This is a genomic window from Enterobacter cloacae complex sp. P12RS (assembly GCF_014895875.1).
Classification (GTDB): domain Bacteria; phylum Pseudomonadota; class Gammaproteobacteria; order Enterobacterales; family Enterobacteriaceae; genus Enterobacter; species Enterobacter bugandensis.
The window spans coordinates 21,277-41,879 of sequence record NZ_JADBQO010000008.1 but is presented as its reverse complement, the minus strand read 5'-3'; the positions used below and the strand labels follow the sequence as shown (position 1 = coordinate 41,879).

Annotated in this window: 19 protein-coding genes; 15 read left to right on the top strand and 4 right to left on the bottom strand. The window is 56.2% G+C overall.

Features of this window, described 5'->3' with window-relative positions; genetic code table 11:
- Positions 1-26 precede the first annotated feature (26 nt).
- The 6 genes from pabC to ptsG all read left to right on the top strand — a co-directional run bounded on the left by pabC (position 27) and on the right by ptsG (position 6,029).
- Complete coding sequence (gene pabC / locus IM284_RS05810) at positions 27-842, top strand: aminodeoxychorismate lyase (RefSeq protein ID WP_047368288.1); 816 nt, start codon at positions 27-29, stop codon at positions 840-842.
- Positions 839-1,861, top strand: coding sequence for a cell division protein YceG (gene yceG / locus IM284_RS05805; RefSeq protein ID WP_047368289.1), 1,023 nt, complete (start codon positions 839-841; stop codon positions 1,859-1,861). The genes pabC and yceG overlap by 4 nt, the downstream gene beginning before the upstream one ends.
- Entirely contained in the window at positions 1,851-2,492 is a 642-nt protein-coding gene (gene tmk, locus IM284_RS05800) for a dTMP kinase (protein ID WP_047368290.1), read from the top strand. The genes yceG and tmk overlap by 11 nt, the downstream gene beginning before the upstream one ends.
- Positions 2,489-3,493 carry a DNA polymerase III subunit delta' gene (holB, locus tag IM284_RS05795; protein ID WP_045261638.1) on the top strand — a complete coding sequence of 335 codons (1,005 nt, stop codon included), beginning with the start codon at positions 2,489-2,491 and terminating at the stop codon, positions 3,491-3,493. The genes tmk and holB overlap by 4 nt, the downstream gene beginning before the upstream one ends.
- 10 nt (positions 3,494-3,503) lie before the next feature.
- Positions 3,504-4,298 (top strand): metal-dependent hydrolase, encoded by a 795-nt coding sequence (locus tag IM284_RS05790; RefSeq protein WP_047368291.1) that lies wholly within the window; start codon positions 3,504-3,506, stop codon positions 4,296-4,298.
- Positions 4,299-4,595: 297 nt separating this feature from the next.
- Positions 4,596-6,029, top strand: coding sequence for a PTS glucose transporter subunit IIBC (gene ptsG, locus IM284_RS05785; RefSeq protein WP_028012724.1), 1,434 nt, complete (start codon positions 4,596-4,598; stop codon positions 6,027-6,029).
- Between the two features lie 71 nt (positions 6,030-6,100).
- Here ptsG and fhuE read toward each other — a convergent pair whose 3' ends face one another.
- Complete coding sequence (gene fhuE / locus IM284_RS05780) at positions 6,101-8,290, bottom strand: ferric-rhodotorulic acid/ferric-coprogen receptor FhuE (RefSeq protein WP_047368292.1); 2,190 nt, start codon at positions 8,288-8,290, stop codon at positions 6,101-6,103.
- Between the two features lie 341 nt (positions 8,291-8,631).
- Here fhuE and hinT point away from each other — a divergent pair, with 341 nt between their 5' ends.
- The 8 genes from hinT to IM284_RS05740 all read left to right on the top strand — a co-directional run bounded on the left by hinT (position 8,632) and on the right by IM284_RS05740 (position 14,719).
- Positions 8,632-8,991 (top strand): purine nucleoside phosphoramidase, encoded by a 360-nt coding sequence (gene hinT, locus IM284_RS05775; RefSeq protein ID WP_006809243.1) that lies wholly within the window; start codon positions 8,632-8,634, stop codon positions 8,989-8,991.
- 1 nt (position 8,992) lies between these two features.
- Positions 8,993-9,367, top strand: coding sequence for a YcfL family protein (locus tag IM284_RS05770; RefSeq protein ID WP_041910507.1), 375 nt, complete (start codon positions 8,993-8,995; stop codon positions 9,365-9,367).
- A gap of 13 nt (positions 9,368-9,380) precedes the next feature.
- Positions 9,381-10,025, top strand: a complete 645-nt coding sequence (lpoB, locus tag IM284_RS05765; protein ID WP_088205017.1) for a penicillin-binding protein activator LpoB — start codon at positions 9,381-9,383, stop codon at positions 10,023-10,025.
- Positions 10,006-10,830, top strand: a complete 825-nt coding sequence (thiK, locus tag IM284_RS05760) for a thiamine kinase (RefSeq protein ID WP_047368293.1) — start codon at positions 10,006-10,008, stop codon at positions 10,828-10,830. The genes lpoB and thiK overlap by 20 nt, the downstream gene beginning before the upstream one ends.
- 11 nt (positions 10,831-10,841) lie before the next feature.
- Positions 10,842-11,867, top strand: a complete 1,026-nt coding sequence (gene nagZ / locus IM284_RS05755) for a beta-N-acetylhexosaminidase (RefSeq protein ID WP_047368742.1) — start codon at positions 10,842-10,844, stop codon at positions 11,865-11,867.
- Between the two features lie 34 nt (positions 11,868-11,901).
- A complete protein-coding gene (gene ycfP, locus IM284_RS05750; RefSeq protein ID WP_008500781.1) occupies positions 11,902-12,444 on the top strand; it encodes an alpha/beta hydrolase YcfP in 543 nt (180 codons plus the stop codon).
- 237 nt (positions 12,445-12,681) lie between these two features.
- A complete protein-coding gene (locus IM284_RS05745) occupies positions 12,682-13,986 on the top strand; it encodes an NAD(P)/FAD-dependent oxidoreductase (RefSeq protein ID WP_028012730.1) in 1,305 nt (434 codons plus the stop codon).
- A 193-nt stretch (positions 13,987-14,179) separates the two neighbouring features.
- On the top strand, positions 14,180-14,719 hold the full coding sequence (locus IM284_RS05740; RefSeq protein WP_028012731.1) for a glycine zipper 2TM domain-containing protein: 540 nt from the start codon (positions 14,180-14,182) through the stop codon (positions 14,717-14,719).
- A gap of 60 nt (positions 14,720-14,779) precedes the next feature.
- On the opposite strand, the gene comR is transcribed toward IM284_RS05740, so the two are convergent.
- Positions 14,780-15,415, bottom strand: a complete 636-nt coding sequence (gene comR / locus IM284_RS05735; protein ID WP_193055750.1) for a TetR family copper-responsive transcriptional repressor ComR — start codon at positions 15,413-15,415, stop codon at positions 14,780-14,782.
- A gap of 244 nt (positions 15,416-15,659) precedes the next feature.
- Between comR and bhsA the strand changes: the two genes are divergently transcribed.
- Positions 15,660-15,917: a multiple stress resistance protein BhsA gene (gene bhsA, locus IM284_RS05730; protein WP_023332711.1), complete on the top strand. Its 258-nt coding sequence runs from the start codon at positions 15,660-15,662 to the stop codon at positions 15,915-15,917.
- Between the two features lie 73 nt (positions 15,918-15,990).
- Here bhsA and IM284_RS05725 read toward each other — a convergent pair whose 3' ends face one another.
- Positions 15,991-16,956 (bottom strand): L,D-transpeptidase family protein, encoded by a 966-nt coding sequence (locus tag IM284_RS05725; protein ID WP_047368294.1) that lies wholly within the window; start codon positions 16,954-16,956, stop codon positions 15,991-15,993.
- 150 nt (positions 16,957-17,106) lie between these two features.
- On the bottom strand, positions 17,107-20,553 hold the full coding sequence (mfd, locus tag IM284_RS05720) for a transcription-repair coupling factor (RefSeq protein WP_047368295.1): 3,447 nt from the start codon (positions 20,551-20,553) through the stop codon (positions 17,107-17,109).
- Between the last annotated feature and the right edge of the window lie 50 nt (positions 20,554-20,603).

Here is a 20,603-nt window from a genome sequence, read left to right as displayed (position 1 = left end):
TGAGCCTCCACGCATAAGGAGCCACCATGTTTTTAATTAATGGCCTTGAGCAAGAAACGCTGCCGGCAAGCGACAGGGCAACCCAGTTTGGCGATGGTTGTTTCACCACTGCGCGTATTCTTGACGGTGAGGTGAGCCTGCTTGACGCCCATATCCGTCGTTTACAAAAAGCCTGCGAGAAATTGCTGATTCCCTTCATGCAGTGGGACATTCTCGAGCGCGAGATGCGCCGGCTGGCGTCAGGTAATACAAACGGCGTTTTAAAAGTTATTCTTAGCCGTGGCAGCGGTGGGCGAGGGTACAGCGGTTCCGCCTGTCAGCATCCCACGCGTATTCTTTCCGTATCAGCGTATCCTGCTCACTATGCACTCTGGCGTGAGGAGGGGGTAACGTTGACGCTGAGCCCGGTACGGCTGGGGCGAAACCCTATGCTCGCCGGAATAAAACATCTTAACCGCCTTGAACAGGTGCTTATTCGTACTCATCTTGAACAGACGGACGCCGATGAGGCGCTAGTCCTTGACAGCGAAGGGTTAATTACGGAATGCTGTGCGGCTAATTTACTCTGGCGGAAGGGCCGTGAGGTCTTCACCCCTTCGCTGGAGCAGGCTGGGGTTAACGGCATCATGCGCCAGTTTTGTTTGCAACAGCTGGCACATGCAGGCTTTCGCGTTGTCGAAGTAAACGCGAAGGAAGAGGCGCTGCTGTCCGCCGATGAAGTTGTGATCTGCAATGCGCTGATGCCTGTTATACCCGTTCGGGCGTATGGTCAACAGCGCTGGTCTTCGCGAGAGCTCTTTACGTTTTTAGCCCCGATATGTGAGCAAATCAAAAAGTCATGAAGAAAATGTTGCGCTTTGTCCTTCTCCTGCTCGTTGCGCTGGGTATTGCCGGCGGAGCGGGAGTATGGAAGGTTCGCCAGCTGGCGGACAGTAAAATACTGATTAAAGACGAGACGATTTTTACCCTGAAAGCCGGTACCGGGCGGATGGCGCTGGGCGAGCAGCTTTACGGGGATAAAATCATCAACCGTCCACGCGTGTTCCAGTGGTTATTGCGTATCGAGCCTGAACTGTCTCACTTCAAGGCTGGTACCTATCGCTTTACGCCCGGCATGACCGTCAGAGAGATGCTGCAGCTGCTGGAAAGCGGTAAAGAGGCACAGTTCCCGCTGCGCTTTGTTGAAGGGATGCGCTTAAGCGATTACCTCAAGCAGCTGCGTGATGCGCCTTACATCAAGCACACGCTCAAAGATGACCGCTATGAGACGGTCGCCGAGGTGCTGAAATTTGAACATCCTGAGTGGGTGGAAGGCTGGTTCTGGCCAGACACCTGGATGTATACGGCGGGCACGATCGATGTGGCGATTCTTAAACGGGCACACAAAAAGATGGTCGAGGCAGTTGATTCCGCCTGGGAAGGGCGCATGGACGGGCTGCCTTATCAAGATCAAAACCAGTTTGTGACAATGGCCTCGATCATTGAGAAAGAGACGGCCGTGGCGGCCGAGCGCGACCGGGTCGCGTCGGTATTTATCAACCGCCTGCGCATCGGCATGCGTCTGCAAACCGACCCGACCGTTATCTACGGCATGGGCGAGAGCTATGCCGGTAAGATCTCCAGAAAAGATCTGGAGACGCCAACGGCGTATAATACCTACGTGATTAACGGCTTACCGCCGGGCCCGATAGCCACGCCGAGCGAGGCTTCGCTCAAAGCCGCCGCGCACCCGGCCAAAACACCGTACCTCTATTTTGTGGCTGATGGAAAAGGGGGGCATACCTTTAACACCAACCTTGCCAGCCATAATCGCTCTGTTCAGGACTATCTGAAGGCACTTAAGGAAAAAAATGCGCAGTAAATACATTGTCATTGAGGGACTCGAAGGGGCGGGTAAAACCACCGCCCGTAACGTGGTAGTGGATACGCTGAAATCGCTTGGCGTCGCTGACATGGTCTTTACCCGCGAGCCGGGCGGTACTCAGCTGGCGGAGAAACTGCGCAGTCTGGTGCTGGATATTAAATCCGTTGGCGACGAGGTTATTACTGACAAAGCCGAAGTGCTGATGTTCTATGCGGCGCGCGTCCAGCTGGTTGAGACCGTGATTAAACCTGCGCTGGCCGACGGCAAGTGGGTGATCGGTGACCGTCACGATCTGTCGACTCAGGCCTATCAGGGTGGCGGACGCGGTATTGACCAGGCGATGCTGGCAACCCTTCGCGATGCCGTACTGGGGGATTTTCGCCCGGACCTGACCCTCTACCTGGATGTGACCCCGGAAGTGGGCCTCAGGCGCGCCCGCGCGCGCGGCGAACTGGATCGCATTGAGCAAGAGTCATTCGATTTCTTTAACCGCACGCGCGCGCGCTATCTTGAGCTGGCCGCACGGGACAGCGCAATTTGTACCATTGACGCCACGCAATCTCTGGACGACGTCACGCGCGATATTCAACAGACCGTTACGCAGTGGCTACAGGAGCAGCAGGCATGAAATGGTATCCATGGTTGCGCCCGCACTTTGAACAGCTGATCGCCAGCTATCAGGCCGGTCGGGGGCATCATGCGTTACTGATTCAGGCGTTGCCGGGAATGGGGGATGATGCGTTGATCTACGCCATCACTCGTTTTCTGATGTGCCAGCAGCCGGAAGGGCATAAAAGCTGCGGTAAATGCCGCGGCTGCCAGCTGATGCAGGCCGGCACGCATCCTGACTATTACACGCTTGAGCCTGAGAAGGGCAAAAGCGCGCTTGGCATTGATGCCGTGCGTGAAGTCAGCGAGAAACTGTACGAACATGCGCGTCTGGGCGGGGCAAAAGTGGTCTGGCTCAACGACGCTGCGTTGCTTACCGAGGCGGCGGCGAACGCGCTGCTTAAAACACTGGAAGAGCCGCCGGAAAAGACGTGGTTTTTCCTTTCCTGCCGGGACCCGGGACGTTTACTGGCGACGCTGCGCAGCCGTTGTCGTCTCCATCATCTGGCGGTGCCTCAGGAATCGTGGGCGTTAAGCTGGCTTGAGCGAGAGGTGACAACGTCACAGGAGAGTGCGTTGTCTGCGCTGCGCCTCAGCAGCGGCGCCCCCGCGGCGGCGCTGGCATTACTACAGCCTGACGTCTGGTCGCAGCGAGAAGCGCTCTGCCGGGCCGTTGAGGCTTCACTTAACAACCAGGACTGGCTGAGTTTACTGCCTGCGCTGAATAGCGATCGGGCCGTCGAGCGTCTGCACTGGCTGGCCTCCTTATTGCTCGATGCGCTAAAAATCCAGCAAGGGGCTACGCTGCTGACTAACCCGGACGCGTGGCCCCTGGTGAACATGCTGGCAAGCCGCCTTACAGGCGCGTCTCTGCACGCTATCCTCCATGATGTTTGCGAGAGCCGCGAACAGCTTTTAACCGTGACGGGTCTTAATCGCGAGCTTTTGCTGACCGACCAGTTACTGCGTATTGAACACTACCTGCAACCGGGCGTTACGCCGCCTGTTTCCCATCTCTGAGAGAGACATTATGTTTTTAGTCGACTCACACTGCCATCTTGATGGCCTGGATTATCAATCCCTGCACAACGACGTGGATGACGTGCTGGCGAAAGCCGCTGCCCGCGATGTGAAATTTTGTCTTGCGGTGGCGACGACGCTGCCGGGGTATCGCTCAATGCGTGAGCTGGTGGGCGTTCGCGATAACGTGGTGTTCTCCTGCGGCGTTCATCCGCTGAACCAGGACGAAGAGTATGACGTAGAAGAGCTGCGCCGACTGGCAGCAGAAGCGGGCGTCGTGGCGATGGGTGAAACCGGGCTGGACTATTTTTACACGCCGGAAACGAAAGCGCGCCAGCAGGCGTCTTTCCGCAACCATATTCGCATCGGCCGCGAACTGAATAAACCGGTCATCGTACATACACGCGATGCGCGCGCCGATACGCTGGCGATCCTCCGGGAAGAAAACGTGACGGATTGCGGTGGCGTACTACACTGTTTCACAGAAGACAGAGAAACGGCGGGTAAACTGCTTGATTTGGGGTTTTATATTTCGTTTTCCGGGATCGTGACGTTCCGTAACGCTGAGCAGCTCCGTGATGCTGCGCGATATGTCCCGCTCGATCGCATTCTGGTGGAAACAGACTCTCCGTATCTGGCGCCGGTACCGCATCGCGGTAAAGAGAACCAGCCGGCCATGACGCGAGACGTCGCAGAGTACATGGCCGTGCTTAAAGGCGTCAGTATCGAAGAGCTGGCCCGCGTCACGACGCAAAACTTCTCTGCGCTGTTCCATATCGACCCCGCCCGCCTGCAATCCGTCTGATAAGCCTGTTTTTTTTAGGCTCGTAATTAATAAATAAAACGAGTAAAGTTCACCGCCTCATTTGGGGCGGTGACGGTGTTCTTAGAAACATCCAGACATGCTTTTTGTAAATTACTGAAAGTTTTTCGACCGTCTTAAGCTGAAACGTGATAGCCGTCAAACAAACTCAGAGGGAATTATTTTACTCTGTGTAATAAATAAAGGGCGCTTAGATGTCCTGTCCACGGCACGGTACTCCCCCCGGGCCAATGCGTGAAAGCGTAAAAAAAGCACAAATACTCAGGAGCACTCTCAATTATGTTTAAGAATGCATTTGCTAACCTGCAAAAGGTCGGTAAATCGCTGATGCTGCCAGTATCCGTACTGCCTATCGCAGGTATCCTGCTGGGTGTCGGTTCTGCTAACTTCAGCTGGCTGCCAGCCGTAGTTTCCCATGTGATGGCTGAAGCAGGCGGTTCCGTCTTTGCTAACATGCCTCTGATCTTCGCTATCGGTGTGGCGCTGGGCTTCACCAATAACGACGGCGTTTCTGCGCTGGCTGCAGTGGTTGCTTACGGCATCATGGTGAAAACCATGGCTGTGGTTGCGCCGCTGGTTCTGCATTTACCGGCAGAAGAGATTGCCGCGAAACACCTGGCAGATACCGGTGTTCTGGGCGGTATCATCTCCGGTGCGATTGCAGCGTATATGTTCAACCGCTTCTATCGCATCAAGCTGCCTGAGTATCTGGGCTTCTTCGCGGGCAAGCGTTTTGTTCCGATCATTTCTGGTCTGGCAGCGATTTTCACTGGCGTGATCCTCTCCTTCATCTGGCCACCGATTGGTTCCGCTATCCAGACCTTCTCTCAGTGGGCTGCTTACCAGAACCCGGTTGTCGCGTTCGGTATCTACGGCTTCATCGAGCGTTGCCTGGTGCCATTCGGTCTGCACCACATCTGGAACGTTCCATTCCAGATGCAGATTGGTGAATTCACCAACGCAGCAGGTCAGGTGTTCCACGGCGATATCCCACGTTACATGGCGGGTGACCCAACTGCAGGTAAACTGTCTGGTGGCTTCCTGTTCAAAATGTACGGCCTGCCGGCTGCTGCGATTGCAATCTGGCACTCTGCTAAGCCAGAAAACCGTGCAAAAGTGGGCGGTATCATGATCTCCGCAGCGCTGACCTCGTTCCTGACCGGTATCACCGAGCCGATCGAGTTCTCCTTCATGTTCGTTGCGCCAATCCTGTACATCATCCACGCTGTACTGGCTGGCCTGGCGTTCCCAATCTGTATCCTGCTGGGTATGCGTGACGGTACGTCCTTCTCTCACGGCCTGATCGACTTTATCGTTCTGTCCGGTAACAGCAGCAAGCTGTGGCTGTTCCCAATCGTGGGTGCATGCTACGCCGTTGTTTACTACACCATCTTCCGCGTGCTGATCAAAGCACTGGACCTGAAAACTCCGGGTCGTGAAGATGCAACTGAAGACAGCAAAGCAGGCGCGACCAGCGAAATGGCTCCGGCACTGGTTGCTGCGTTCGGCGGTAAAGAGAACATCACTAACCTGGACGCGTGCATCACTCGTCTGCGTGTGAGCGTTGCCGACGTTGCGAAAGTGGACCAGCCGGGTCTGAAAAAACTGGGTGCAGCGGGCGTGGTTGTTGCAGGTTCGGGCGTTCAGGCTATCTTCGGTACTAAATCCGATAACCTGAAAACCGAAATGGATGAGTACATCCGCAACAGCTAAGCTGTGACCTGGGGAGACTAAGGCAGCCGAATGGCTGCCTTTTTTATTGCTGTGGTTTGTTGTGCCAACACTCAGAAGTCGTAACTTGCGCTCACCGAGACGTTCAGCGGTGCGCCATAAACCACGTAAGAGCCGACGTAATCGTAATACTCTTTGTCAAACAGGTTGTTGACGTTCGCCTGAATAGCAAAATCTTTGGTGACCTGATAGCGGCTGAACAGATTAACCAGTCCGTAGCTGCCTTGCTCTGCGCGGGATTGTCCCGCCGGGCCACCGTCCACATCCGTCCACACTTTGTTCTGCCAGTTTACGCCACCGCCCACCGTCAGCGCCGGCAGCATTGGCAGTTGATAACGGGTAAACAGCTTCATTGTCGTGCGCGGCTGATCGGAACTGACAGCGCTGCCGTTCTTATCTTCCGCAATGTAGCGGGTCGCGCCGAACGTCAGCTGCCAGTTATCGGTCAGGGCGCCGTTCAGCTCGAACTCAATCCCTTTGCTGACCACGCCGTCCAGCGATTCATAAATCGACTCACCGCTCGGCATGTAGGTATAGGTGTTGCTCGCCACGTTATCCTGCTCGATGCGGAAAATCGCCAGCGAGGTGGTCAGACGGGTATTAAACCAGTCTGCTTTAACACCGGCTTCGTAGCTTTTGCCCGTGGTCGGATCGAGATAACGTCCGCTGGCGTCGCGCTTGTCCTGCGGCTGGAAGATGGAGGTATAGCTGACGTAGGTCGACCAGTCTTCGTTGATATCGTAGACCAGGCCCGCGTAAGGCGTTACGTCATCTTCAGTGCTTTCCAGACGGGTGTCAGGAGAGCCCGCCGGGTTATAGCGAATGTTGTAGTTGGTGTAGCGCGCCCCGAGGATCAGGTGCAGCGGGTCAGCCAACGAGAAGCGGGCGGAGGTGTACGCTGAGGACTGGCGAATGTCGTCCTGGCTATAGAGCTTCCACGGCGTCCACTGCGGATCGGCGATATTTCCGTTCCAGTTTTTGAAATTCCCCACGTCCACCATGCCGTACAGCGCATCCGGCATTCTGTTGTCATAGTGGTTGCGCTGTCGGCTGAAACTGCCGCCAAACATCATCTCATGCTGGCGGCCGAAAAGATCGAAGCCGCCGCGCAGGAAGGCATCAACCGCATCCTGTTTGCGTTCACCTCTGTTCCAGCCGCCGTAGCCAACCATGCCCGCCCCGGTCTCTTTTTCCGGATAGCCGGACATATACATCAGCTTGCTGTCGAAGTTGGTCTCCGCGTGCATGCCGTTGACGTGCGCTTCCCAGCCGTTGTCGAAACGCTGGGTCAGGTTAGCAAAGATGCGGGTGCTATCCTTGTCCGAGTAGGCCCAGTCAGGCGCGACGGTCTGGCTGCGATTGTAGTCGGTTTTACTCCCGTCGCTGTACCAGGTCGGCAATCCGCCCCAGGTCGGATCGGCGGTGTGGCTTTCCTGATATTCATACCCTACAGAAAGGGTGGTGCTGTCAGTGACGTCCGCATCCACGACGCCGTAGAGGAACTTCTTCCGGTAGTGGTAGTTATCCACGAAGCTGTCGTTGTCCTGATAGCCCGTAATCAGGCGTCCCCGTACCTTCCCGGACTCTACCAGCGGTGCCTGGAGATCCAGCACGTAGCGCTGCTTGTCCCAGCTGCCGTAGCTGGCCGAGACATTGCCTTTGAACTCATTGCTGTCCGCATGCTTACGCACCATATTGACGTACGCCGCCGGGTTACCGGTGCCGGACATCAGCCCGGTTGCGCCGCGAACCACTTCGATACGGTCGTAAATCGCGGTATCGGCGGCGGTGTCGCCGAAGTTCCACACTTCGCTGATGGAGGTGGGCAGGTCGTCAAAGGCGTAGTTACTGACGAAAAATCCGCGCGAGTAAAAGACGGTACGATCGCTGTCCTGCACCTGCGCCGTTACGCCCGTGGTGTTGGTTAACACCTGGCCGATGGACTGCAGGTTCTGATCCGCCATGCGCTGCTGGGTAATCACGCTGACGGACTGCGGGATATCACGGGGAACCAGCAACAGCTTTGTGCCGGTGGTGGTGGTTTTTACGCTGTAATCCCGGTCCTGACTTGCGGAAGGATCCTGCGTATTGTCAAAACCTCCATCCACGACGACGGTGTCTTCGGTTGCTGATGCAGCGAAAGCGGCGGCTGGCGTCAATGCCATAGCAATACAGGCTGCCAGCAACGAAGGCGTTGCGACAGGCTGACGTTGCCCATCCCTGGTGTGATCAATGAAAGACATTATCAAACCCTTATGAACGGTGAAGAGTGTTTGCGTCAGTCCCACAAATACGGTCTGACGTCGTTTTCTATGTTAAAAATGCGCATGAAAATGCAAATGCGAAATATACGCATTGCCATTAATGCTGTAAACAGATGTGTCGTGCGAAACTGAAATAATGTTTCAGCCCGTTAAGGCACGCGAGCGGTCACTCTTCAGTCAGCTGATGAATATTCAGCAAAGAATTCGGGGGGAGAAGGTTGAAAGGACAGGAGAAACTCGCTCATACTCTTGAATTGTGTCACACAGTCCTCCAGAGAGTGTGTTAACAGCGGACGCACCTAACAAAAAAGGAAAAGGTCATGGCTGAAGAAACAATTTTCAGTAAAATTATTCGCCGCGAAATCCCGTCGGATATCGTCTATCAGGATGAACTGGTAACGGCTTTCCGGGACATTTCCCCTCAGGCACCGACACACATCCTTATCATTCCTAATATTCTGATTCCGACCGTAAACGACGTAAAAACCGAGCACGAAGTGGCGTTAGGTCGTATGCTGACGGTGGCGGCGAAAATTGCCGAGCAGGAAGGCATAGCGGAAGACGGTTATCGTCTGATCATGAACTGTAATCGTCATGGCGGCCAGGAAGTTTATCATATTCACATGCATCTGCTGGGTGGACGTCCGCTGGGACCGATGCTGGCTCACAAAGGTCTGTAACATGTTTAAAGGGCGTATTGCAGCGCTGGTAATGACGATGATGGTTGTGGGGTGCAGCACGCGTCCGGCGATCCCCGTCAGCGATGAACAGACGCTGGTGATGGAATCCTCCGTGCTGGCTGCGGGCATCACGGCGCAACAGCCCGCACTGACCATCAGTGAAATTAAATCTTCTGCCTCCTCTACGCTCTATAACGAAAGAAATGAACCGGTGACGGTCCACTACCGTTTTTTCTGGTATGACGTAAGAGGTCTTGAGATGCACCCGCTGGAGGCGCCGCGTAGCGTCACTCTTCCGGCAAGGTCGTCGGTAACGCTCTATGACAGCGCCAGCTATCTGGGTGCGCATAAGGTGAGACTTTATCTTTATCTCTAAGGGGTGAACCTTGATTAAAAATATGAGCCGTTATGCGCTCGTGACCGCATTCGCACTGTTCCTCGCAGGGTGTGTGACCCGTACAGAACAGCCAGCACCTGTGGAAGAGGCAAAGCCGGGTACCGAGCAGCCGACACCGCCAACGCAGACCCAGCCAACCGTGCCGTCTGTACCGTCTATTCCGTCACAGCCTGGCCCGATTGAACATCAGGACCAGACGTCACAACCTGCGCCGCGCGTGCGCCATTACGACTGGAACGGTGCGATGCAGCCGATGGTCGGTAAAATGCTGCAGGCTCAGGGCGTGACGGCAGGCAGCGTGCTGCTGGTCGATAGCGTGAACAACCGTACCAACGGTTCGCTGAACGCGGGCGAAGCGACAGAAACGCTGCGCAATGCCCTGGCAAACAACGGTAAGTTTACGCTGGTCTCTGCTCAGCAGCTCGCGTTAGCCAAACAGCAGCTGGGCCTGTCGCCGCAGGATAGCCTCGGTACCCGCAGCAAGGCGATTGGCATTGCCCGCAACGTTGGCGCCCAGTATGTGCTGTACTCTAATGCGACCGGTAACGTGAATACCCCAGCCCTGCAGATGCAGCTGATGCTGGTTCAGACAGGCGAAATTATCTGGTCAGGTAAAGGTGCGGTTACGCAACAATAACACCACGCGTGAAGAGATTCTGACGCGTTATTTTCCACAGTACCGCCTTATCGCGCCGCAGGCCCACTCAGGGCTTAGCGGCGCGAGTTGCATTATAGCGCGGGGCGCGCACCGTCTGGTCTTGCGGCAGAACCACGATCCCTTCGCCCCGGCTTTCCAGTTTCGCCGTCAGTTTCGTGCCCTCAAACGCCTTCCGTCGGATCTCGTGCCTGAACCCCGATTTTTCAGCAAGGGCTGGATGGCCGTCGACTATCTGGAGGGGGAGGTGAAAAGCGCGCTGCCGGACAACCCAGCGCTTGCGGCGATGCTGTATCATCTGCACCAGCAACAGCGTCTGGGGTGGCGAATCGCCTTACTTCCACTGCTGGAAAACTACTGGCAACAAGCCTCTCCAGCAAGACGTACCCCAGTGTGGCTTGCGCATCTCAAACGGCTGCGTAAAGCGGGCGAGCCGCAACCGATTCGGCTCTCGCCGTTACATATGGATGTGCACGCCGGGAACATCGTGCATACGCCACAGGGCGCCAGGCTTATCGACTGGGAATATGCCGGAGACGGCGATGTGGCGCTGGAGCTGGCCGCGGTCTGGACGGAAAGTGAAGCCGGGCGGCAGAAACTCATCAGAGAGTATGCCAGCGTTGCGCACTTTAACGCCGATGCGCTGGCACGCCAGGTGAGACGCTGGCGGCCCTGGGTCATCATGCTGATGGCGGGCTGGTTTGAGATGCGTTTGCAGCAGTCCCGAGATAAACACTTTATTGCGCTGGCAGACGATGCCTGGCGCCAGTTACAAACGAAAGGATAAGAGAGGTGAGTGTGGGTCCAGTCATGTTGGATGTAGAAGGGTTTGAGCTGGATGCGGAGGAGCGTGAAATTCTGGCGCATCCGCTGGTGGGCGGCCTGATCCTGTTTACCCGCAACTATCACGATCCGGCGCAACTGCGTGAACTGGTGCGCCAGATCCGCGCCGCGTCGCGCAATCATCTGGTGGTGGCCGTCGATCAGGAAGGCGGCCGCGTGCAGCGTTTTCGCGACGGTTTTACCCGCCTGCCGGCAGCCCAGTCTTTCGCCGCGCTGCTCGGCACGGAAGAGGGTGGGAAACTGGCGCAGGAAGCCGGCTGGCTGATGGCCAGCGAAATGATTGCCATGGATATCGACATCAGCTTTGCCCCGGTGCTGGACGTGGGCCATATCAGCGCCGCGATTGGCGAGCGCTCCTACCATGAAGATCCGCGTATTGCGCTGGCAATGGCGACCCGGTTTATCGACGGGATGCACGATGCGGGAATGAAAACCACCGGGAAACACTTCCCGGGCCACGGGGCGGTGACGGCGGATTCCCACAAAGAGACCCCGCGCGACCCGCGTCCGGAAGCGGAAATTCGCGCCAAAGATATGTCGGTGTTCCGCTCGCTTATCACCGATAACAAGCTGGACGCCATTATGCCCGCGCACGTGATTTACAGCGATGTGGATCCGCGTCCTGCCAGCGGCTCCCCGCACTGGCTGAAAACCGTTCTGCGCCATGAGCTGGGTTTCAACGGCGTGATTTTCTCCGACGATCTGTCGATGGAAGGGGCGGCAATCATGGGCAGCTATGCTGAGCGCGGTCAGGCCTCGCTGGATGCAGGTTGCGATATGATCCTGGTCTGCAATAATCGTAAAGGTGCCGTTAGCGTGTTGGATAACCTGTCACCGATCAATGCAGAGCGTGTTACGCATTTGTATCATAAAGGTTCATTTAGCCGTCAGGAGCTGATGGATTTGGCGCGCTGGAAGTCGGTCAACGCCCGGCTTGAAGACCTGAATGAGCGCTGGCAGGCACATAAAGCCAGCCTGTAAACCCTCCCGGAAGGCGTAGCGTGGTGAGAAGACAATGATCATCTATTTACACGGTTTTGACTCAAACAGTCCTGGTAATCATGAGAAGGTGCTACAGCTGCAGTTTATCGATCCCGATGTACGGCTGATTAGCTACAGTACGCGCCATCCGAAGCATGATATGCAGCATCTGCTCAAAGAGGTGGACAAGATGCTGCAGCTTAACGTCGACGATCGCCCGTTGATTTGCGGCGTGGGGCTGGGCGGCTATTGGGCGGAGCGGATTGGCTTCCTGTGCGACATCCGCCAGGTGGTCTTCAATCCTAACCTTTTCCCGAATGAGAACATGGAAGGCAAAATTGACCGCCCGGAAGAGTATGTCGATATTGCGACCAAGTGCGTGAGCAACTTCCGTGAGAAAAACCGCGATCGCTGTCTGGTGATCCTCTCGCGTAATGATGAAGCACTGAACAGCCATCGGGCCGCAGAGCTGCTGCATCACTATTACGAGATCGTCTGGGACGAAGAGCAGACCCACAAGTTCAAGAACATCTCCCCGCACCTCCAGCGCATCAAAGCCTTTAAAACGCTGGGCTAAACCACAGCCTGCCACTTCAGAAACCCGGTCGCGAATGCGCACCGGGTTTCTTTTTGTCCAGAATTGTCTACTTTTAAGCCATCAAAACTTGATGCATATCAATTTTGGTATGACCAATGCGCCTGACGTGTTATTCTCAATGCACCTGAATGGTTTCAGTGCTGTAACCTGTTGTTAATTAAGGGTTATTTTCATAACTTTTAATTAACAATTGGTTAATAATTTGAGGGGGTCACGTTGACTACGCCATTGAAAAAGATAGTGATTGTAGGCGGTGGTGCTGGCGGGCTGGAGCTGGCCACACAGTTAGGCAAGAAGCTGGGGCGCGGTAAAAAAGCCAAAATCACGCTGGTGGATCGTAACCACAGCCACCTGTGGAAACCGCTGCTGCACGAAGTGGCGACCGGCTCACTGGATGAGGGCGTGGACGCGCTGAGCTATCTGGCGCACGCGCGCAACCATCATTTCCAGTTCCAGCTGGGCTCGGTGGTTGACATCAACCGTGAGAGCAAAACCATTACCCTGGCCGAGCTGCGTGATGAAAAAGGCGAGCTGCTGGTCCCCGAGCGCAAGCTGGCGTATGACACGCTGGTGATGGCGCTCGGCAGTACCTCCAACGACTTCAACACGCCGGGCGTTAAAGAGCACTGTATCTTCCTCGATAACCCGCACCAGGCGCGTCGTTTCCATCAGGAAATGCTGAACCTGTTCCTGAAGTACACCAGCAATCTGGGTGCGAATGGCAAGGTTAACATTGCCATTGTCGGCGGCGGCGCGACAGGCGTTGAGCTGTCCGCAGAGCTACACAATGCGGTTAAACAGCTGCACAGCTACGGTTACAAAGGGTTAACTAACGAAGCGCTGAACGTGACGCTGGTTGAAGCGGGTGAGCGTATTCTGCCTGCGCTGCCTCCGCGCATTTCAGGCGCAGCGCACAATGAACTGACGAAACTGGGCGTGCGCGTCCTGACGCAGACCATGGTGACCAGCGCTGATGAAGGTGGACTGCACACCAAAGACGGCGAGTACATCAAAGCGGATCTGATGGTCTGGGCGGCAGGTATCAAAGCGCCTGACTTTATGAAAGATATCGGTGGTCTGGAGACGAACCGCATTAACCAGCTGGTCACCGAGCCGACGCTGCAAACCACGCGCGACCCTGAAATCTTCGCTATTGGTGACTGTGCCTCCTGCGCGCGTCCTGAAGGGGGCTTCGTGCCGCCGCGCGCTCAGGCCGCGCACCAGATGGCAAGCCTGGTGCTGCACAACATCCTGGCGCAGTACAAAGGCAAGCCAATGAAGGCGTATGTCTATAAAGACCACGGTTCTCTGGTATCGCTGTCAAACTTCTCTACCGTCGGTAGCCTGATGGGTAACCTGATGCGTGGCTCGATGATGGTGGAAGGGCGCATTGCACGCTTCGTGTATATCTCCCTGTACCGTATGCACCAGATCGCGCTGCACGGTTACTTTAAAACGGGCCTGATGATGCTGGTGGGCAGAATCAACCGCGTCATTCGTCCGCGTCTGAAGCTGCACTAATCTTTCACTCCCTCCGGGCCCTCCGGAGGGATTTTTTAGCATATCATGCTGTTCGTCGTGGATTAGGTGCTTAAGAGTTCTCCTAAACACGATATATCCCCACCCAATGTCCACTTTTTGATCCTTTGTCTTATTGGCGAAGCCGCGCCTTCATAGCAGAATTGTTACCAATAGCAACAAAGGAGGAAGTCCCGTGAATAAATCAATGTTGGCGGGTATAGGGATCGGCGTCGCAGCTGCGTTAGGTGTGGCTGCTGTTGCCAGTCTCAACGTTTTAGATCGCGGCCCGCAGTATGCGCAGGTGGTTTCTGCAACGCCTATTAAAGAAACCGTAAAAACCCCACGTCAGGAGTGCCGTAACGTCTCCGTAACCCACCGTCGTCCGGTACAGGATGAAAACCGTATTGCCGGCTCTGTTCTGGGTGCGGTAGCGGGTGGGGTGATTGGTCACCAGTTTGGCGGTGGCCGGGGTAAAGATGTCGCGACCGTGGTCGGCGCGCTGGGTGGCGGCTATGCCGGTAACCAGGTGCAGGGCGCAATGCAGGATAACGATACTTACACCACGACCCAGCAGCGCTGTAAAACCGTCTATGACAAGTCGGAAAAAATGCTGGGCTATGACGTGACCTACAAAATTGGCGATCAGCAGGGCAAAATCCGCATGGATAAAGACCCGGGCACCCAAATTCCACTGGATGGAAACGGCCAGCTGGTACTGAATAACAAAGCGTAAAAAAGATGTTCTCTGAACTTAGCTCCTCAAGCGCTCAGGCTGAGGAGCTTTTTTTTTGCGTCAGATTTTGAGCAGTTCAGGCCACAGGCGCAGCGTGGTGTCGGAAATGTTCTGCAGTTTTTCCCGCGTCGCCCCTTCACGGGCGCTGATCGACATTCCCTGTAAAATACAGCTCAGGTATTGCGCCAGCATCTGAGGCTGGCAGTGTGCGGGAATTTCACCGCGCTGCTGGCGCTGAGCCAGAAATGCGCTGAGCGTCTCCTCCTGCATCGCATGACGCGATTTCACCGTATTGGCGATCTCTTTTGATGCTGCCGCCAGGGTGGCAGAGGTGTTAATCATAAAGCAGCCCGCGGGCGTCTCTTTACTGGTGAAGCAGGTGGCAACGGCGGTAAAGTAATCCCGTAGCGCCTGTTCAACGCTTTTCTCTTCACAAAATAGCTGGGCTTCGTGTTTCGCCGCAAAGCGCGAAATGTACCTGTCCAGCACCGCCCTGAACAGCCCCTCTTTATTGGTAAATTCAGCATAAAGCGTCGGCGCTTTAGCTCCGGTGGCTTCTACCAGATCGGAAAGCGAGGTCGCTTCATACCCATGTTGCCAGAAGAGAGTCATGGCCTTATCAAGCGCTGCATCCCTGTCGAACACTTTTGGTCGGCCACGGCTTTTCTTCACACAACTCGTGACGTCGGTTGTCATTTGCCGTTGGTCCTCTGTTGGTTTGTTGAATGACCATTATAAAAATAAACGCAACCCACCACCAGTGCAGAATGCTTAAAAATAAATTAATCATATATGTATGAAAAATAACAATTTTAAAATTTAATTAATGCTCGTTATAAAAATGTGTTGACGCGTGAGCTGGATCACATTTATTATTTACCTATCGATCGTTAACTAAATAGCTAACGACCAAAAAATTCATCTGCCAAAGGTAAACATTATGAAAAACGTCAAAACCCTCATCGCTGCTGCTGTACTGAGTTCACTCTCTTTCGCAAGCTTTGCTGCTGTACAGGTACAATCTACGCCAGCCGATCAGCATAAAGTCGGGACGATCTCTGCGTCTGCCGGGACTAACCTGGGCTCTCTGGAAGATCAGCTGGCACAAAAAGCGGAAGCAATGGGTGCAAAATCTTACCGCATCACCTCTGTGACCGGTCCTAACACCCTGCACGGCACCGCCGTTATCTACAAATAAGCCGGGCATAAACCCTCATTTATGCCACTGCAATAAAAAACGCCCTGCTTAGCAGGGCGTTTTACTTTCCGTCTTACATGGACTGCTGGATAACATCGTGATGCCGGGTGACATCGGTCGGCATGCCTGACCGCGCTTCCATAGCGCGCTCCATCACCAGGCTATCGGTATCCGCATTCGTTTTGAAGCTCACCATCGTGGCATTCAGGTTAATGGGTAACGTCTGGGGATCATCGCCGATATTTTTTGATAGCGGCTGGTGAATCTCAACCAGCCGCACGCCGCCTGGCTCTTCAGAGACCTTAATCGGCGTATTGATAATATTCACCTTCGTTCCCGGCGTAACGACGTTAAACAGCGTTTTGATATCGTCATCGCGCAGACGAATGCAGCCGGAGCTGACGCGCATGCCGATGCCAAAATCCGCGTTCGTACCGTGCAGCAGGTAAACGCCGCCGTATGCGGCAAGGCGGATCGCGTGATGACCCATCGGGTTATCCGGGCCTGCCGGAACCACGGCAGGAAGATCTATGCCCTGGGCCTTATAGCGGGCGCGAATGTTGGCCGTCGGCGTCCAGGTTGGGTTGGCGCGTTTATCCGAGACGGTGGTGACCATCGTCGGTGTCAGCGTATCGCCGCCCAGTTGACCAATACCGATAGGGTAGACGGTAACCTCATTTTTACCCGGCGGGTAATAGTACAAACGCAACTCCGCCAGGTTGATCACGATCCCCTCGCGCGGGGCATCCGGCAGGATAGTCTGTAACGGAATGGTCAGTACGCTGCCCGCGCGCGGGACGTACGGATCGACGCCGGGGTTCGCCTGCAGCAGGGCCAGAAAACCGACGTTATATTTTTTGGCTATCGCTTCCAGTGAGCCACCATTGTTTTCAACCACATGAAAGCGGTTTTCGCCCACCACCTTGCTGCCGGGCGGGGGAAGGGGCCAGGTGTTTGCCCGCGCAGGAAGCGCAACCGCGACGGTGGCTGCCAGCGCAAACAGGGTTATCCAGCGGGTAAAACGCGAAGAGGTCATCATCACCATAATCCATGTAAATGATAAGGTTATTGTTTTATAAGGGGTTAAAGATAATTATGGCGAATGGGTGTGTCGGGAAGATCGGGTGAAGTGCAAAGAGTTTGTAAATTGTCCCCCCGCCAGCACTGCGCTAACGGGGGGAAGAGCGAGTTACGCGACAGCGTTCTCTTCCAGCTGACGCATAAAGTTACGCACCCAGTCCATGCGCGTTTTGCGCTCCGTCAGCTCCTGGGTAAATTTCAGTCGCGTCGGGCCATCAAGACGGAAATGCTGCGGCTGTTTTTGCAGCAGGCCGATCAGCCACATCGGGTTGACGTGGTTCTTCTCGGCAAATTCAATGACGCCGCCTTTTTCGTTGCCCTCAAGCTTGCGAATGCCCAGCTTCTGCGCCTGCTGGCGCAGGCGCGCGATATCCAGCAGGTTACGCGCAGCATCTGGCAGCAGGCCGAAGCGGTCAATCAGCTCAACCTTAATTTCTTCCAGCTCGTTTTCCGTCTTCGCGCTGGCGATGCGCTTGTAGAACGACAGTCGGGTATTCACGTCCGGAATGAAATCATCCGGCAGCAGGGAAGGCATTCGCAGCTCGACCTCGGTTTGCTGGCTGGTCAAATCTTCCAGAGACGGCTCGCGCCCGGCCTTCAGAGCGTCCACCGCGTTTTCCAGCAGCTCCATATAGAGCGAGAAGCCGATGGTCTCCATGGAGCCGCTCTGGTCCTCACCCAGCAGTTCACCCGCACCGCGGATCTCCAGGTCGTGCGTGGCCAGCGCGAAGCCTGCGCCGAGGTCTTCCAGCGAGGCGATGGCTTCCAGGCGCTTTTGCGCGTCGGTGGTCATCGCTTTCGGATGCGGCGTCAGCAGCCAGGCGTAGGCCTGATGGTGCGAACGCCCGACGCGGCCGCGCAGCTGGTGAAGCTGGGCCAGGCCGAAGTGATCCGCGCGTTCGATGATAATCGTGTTCGCCGTTGGAATGTCGATCCCGGTTTCGATGATGGTGGTACACACCAGCACGTTAAAGCGCTGGTGGTGGAAGTCGTTCATCACCCGCTCCAGCTCGCGTTCGCGCATCTGTCCGTGACCGATGGCAACACGCGCTTCCGGTACCAGTTCCGCCAGCCTGTCGGCGGCTTTCTGGATATTTTCGACATCGTTATACAGGTAATAGACCTGACCCCCGCGCAGCACCTCACGCAGAATGGCCTCACGCACCACCAGATTGTCGTACTCGCGGACAAAGGTTTTTACCGCCAGACGACGCGCCGGCGGCGTGGCGATAATCGACAGATCGCGCATGCCGCTCATCGCCATGTTCAGGGTTCGCGGGATCGGCGTCGCGGTCAGGGTCAGGATATCGACGTCGGCGCGCATCGCTTTGATGCGCTCTTTATGTCGCACCCCGAAGCGGTGCTCTTCGTCGACGATCAGCAGCCCCAAATCTTTCCACTTCACGTCGCTTTGCAGCAGCTTGTGGGTGCCGATCAGAATATCGATCTTGCCTTCGCTTGCCTGCTCCAGGATCTGCGTCTGCTCTTTGGTGCTGCGAAAACGCGACAGCATTTCGATGCGTACCGGCCAGTTGGCGAAGCGGTCGCGGAAGTTGTCGAAGTGCTGCTGAGCGAGCAGGGTGGTTGGCACCAGCACCGCCACCTGCTTGTTGTTTTCAACCGCAAGGAAGGCGGCGCGCATCGCCACTTCGGTTTTACCGAAGCCGACGTCGCCGCAGACTAAGCGGTCCATTGCCAGCGGCTGGCACATGTCGCTCAGCACGGCATTGATCGCCTGGGCCTGATCCGGCGTAGTTTCAAACGGGAAGCTGTCGCAGAACAGCTGGTACTGTTCTTTGTCGTGCTTAAAGGCGAAGCCCTCTTTGGCCGCGCGCTGGGCGTAGATATCCAGCAGTTCGGCCGCCACGTCGCGCACTTTTTCCGCCGCTTTCTGGCGTGCACGCGCCCAGGCGTCGCCGCCCAGCTTGTGCAGCGGCGCATTTTCCTCCGCGCCGCCCGCATAGCTGCTGATCAGGTGCAGCGACGAGACCGGTACATAGAGTTTGGCGTCGTTGGCGTAGGTCAGCATCAGGTACTCACCTTTGATACCGCCCGCTTCCAGCGTGGTCATCCCCTGATAGCGGCCAACGCCGTGCTCCAGGTGAACAATCGGCTGGCCTGGATGCAGCTCGGCCAGGTTGCGGATCAGCGTGTCCGGGTTGATGGTCCGACGGCTGTCCTGACGGCGGCGCGCGACGCGCTCGCCCAGCAGGTCGCTTTCGCAAATCAGCGCCAGGTTGTTGAGCGTGTCAATGAACCCGTGCTCGGCGGCGCCAATCATCAGGTAACGACCGTTTCCGGTTGCTTCGCTCAGGCGAAGAATGCGCTTCGGCGCCACCTTAATGCGTCCCAGCAGCTCACCGAGCGCCTCGCGGCGGCCTTCACTCTCAACGGAGAACACCACCGGCCCGGTAAAGGATTCCAGGAACTTGCGCAGATTATCCAGCGGGGATTTCTGCTGCGCTTGAACGGCCAGCTCCGGCAGCGTGCGGAAGGCGAGGTTGGTGTTGGCGGCCTTATCGGCAAGCGAATCGGTTTTCAGCTGCATGCGCGGCCAGCGCTTCAGCTCGGCGTTGAGTTCGTCGGTGCGCAGCCACAGCGCTTCCGGTGGCAGGAGCGGACGCATCGGGTCAACGCCCCGGTTTTCGAAGCGTGCGCGGGTTTCGCTTTCAAAGCGGCTGGCGCTGGCGTCGATATCGCCGGTGTTCACAATCAGCGTATTCGCCGGGAAGTAGCTGAACAGGGCGGGCAGCGGCTCGCTGAAGAACAGCGGCTGCCAGTATTCGATTCCGGCCGGGAGCGTACCTTTGCTGACCTGCTGATAGATATGTTCTGCATCGCGCTTTACGTCGAACCTGTCGCGCCACTGGCTGCGGAACAGCTCGATGGCGGTTTTGTCCGTCGGGAACTCGTGGGCAGGCAGTAAATTGATGGATTCCACCTCTTCCAGCGTGCGCTGGGTGTCGGCATCGAACACGCGCAGGCTGTCGATTTCATCATCAAAGAAATCCAGACGATACGGCTGGTCGCTGCCCATCGGGTAAAGGTCGAGCAGCGCGCCGCGGGTGGCATATTCCCCGTGCTCCATGACCTGATCGACATGGCGATATCCGGCACCGTCAAGCTGGTCTCGCAGGGTGTCGCGAGACAGGCGCTGGCCTTTTTTCATCACCAGCGCGTGGCCGTGCAGATAGCTGTGCGGGCAGACGCGCTGCATCAGGGTATTCACCGGCACAATCAGCACGCCGCGCTGCATGGTCGGGAGTTGATATAGCGTCGACAGGCGCGAGGAGATGATCTCCTGATGCGGGGAGAAACTGTCATACGGCAGCGTTTCCCAGTCGGCCAGGCTGAACACCAGGCTATCGGTGAACTGGCGGATTTCATCGTGCAGGCGCAGGGCGTTTTGCATATCCGGGGCAACCAGCACCACCGGGCCAGGGTGCCGCTCAGCGATTTCTGCCACCAGCGTGGCGCAGGCCGCGCCCGTGAGTTCACCCAACTGGCGCTGGTCGCCCGCTTTGACGGGCAAGGAATAACGATAGTGTTCAGGCATGGCTATGTCAGAGTCTCTTATGGATATACCAACAGTATTGGGGCATATCA

Bases quoted from the DNA above. Each gene is read 5' to 3' on its own strand.
- IM284_RS05790 (WP_047368291.1), top strand. From the start codon at position 3,504: ATGTTTTTAGTCGACTCACACTGCCATCTTGATGGCCTGGATTATCAA.
- pabC (WP_047368288.1), top strand. From the start codon at position 27: ATGTTTTTAATTAATGGCCTTGAGCAAGAAACGCTGCCGGCAAGCGAC.
- holB (WP_045261638.1), top strand. From the start codon at position 2,489: ATGAAATGGTATCCATGGTTGCGCCCGCACTTTGAACAGCTGATCGCC.
- ptsG (WP_028012724.1), top strand. From the start codon at position 4,596: ATGTTTAAGAATGCATTTGCTAACCTGCAAAAGGTCGGTAAATCGCTG.
- fhuE (WP_047368292.1), bottom strand. From the start codon at position 8,290: ATGTCTTTCATTGATCACACCAGGGATGGGCAACGTCAGCCTGTCGCA.
- hinT (WP_006809243.1), top strand. From the start codon at position 8,632: ATGGCTGAAGAAACAATTTTCAGTAAAATTATTCGCCGCGAAATCCCG.
- yceG (WP_047368289.1), top strand. From the start codon at position 839: ATGAAGAAAATGTTGCGCTTTGTCCTTCTCCTGCTCGTTGCGCTGGGT.
- ycfP (WP_008500781.1), top strand. From the start codon at position 11,902: ATGATCATCTATTTACACGGTTTTGACTCAAACAGTCCTGGTAATCAT.
- bhsA (WP_023332711.1), top strand. From the start codon at position 15,660: ATGAAAAACGTCAAAACCCTCATCGCTGCTGCTGTACTGAGTTCACTC.
- IM284_RS05725 (WP_047368294.1), bottom strand. From the start codon at position 16,956: ATGATGACCTCTTCGCGTTTTACCCGCTGGATAACCCTGTTTGCGCTG.
- mfd (WP_047368295.1), bottom strand. From the start codon at position 20,553: ATGCCTGAACACTATCGTTATTCCTTGCCCGTCAAAGCGGGCGACCAG.
- IM284_RS05770 (WP_041910507.1), top strand. From the start codon at position 8,993: ATGTTTAAAGGGCGTATTGCAGCGCTGGTAATGACGATGATGGTTGTG.
- tmk (WP_047368290.1), top strand. From the start codon at position 1,851: ATGCGCAGTAAATACATTGTCATTGAGGGACTCGAAGGGGCGGGTAAA.
- comR (WP_193055750.1), bottom strand. From the start codon at position 15,415: ATGACAACCGACGTCACGAGTTGTGTGAAGAAAAGCCGTGGCCGACCA.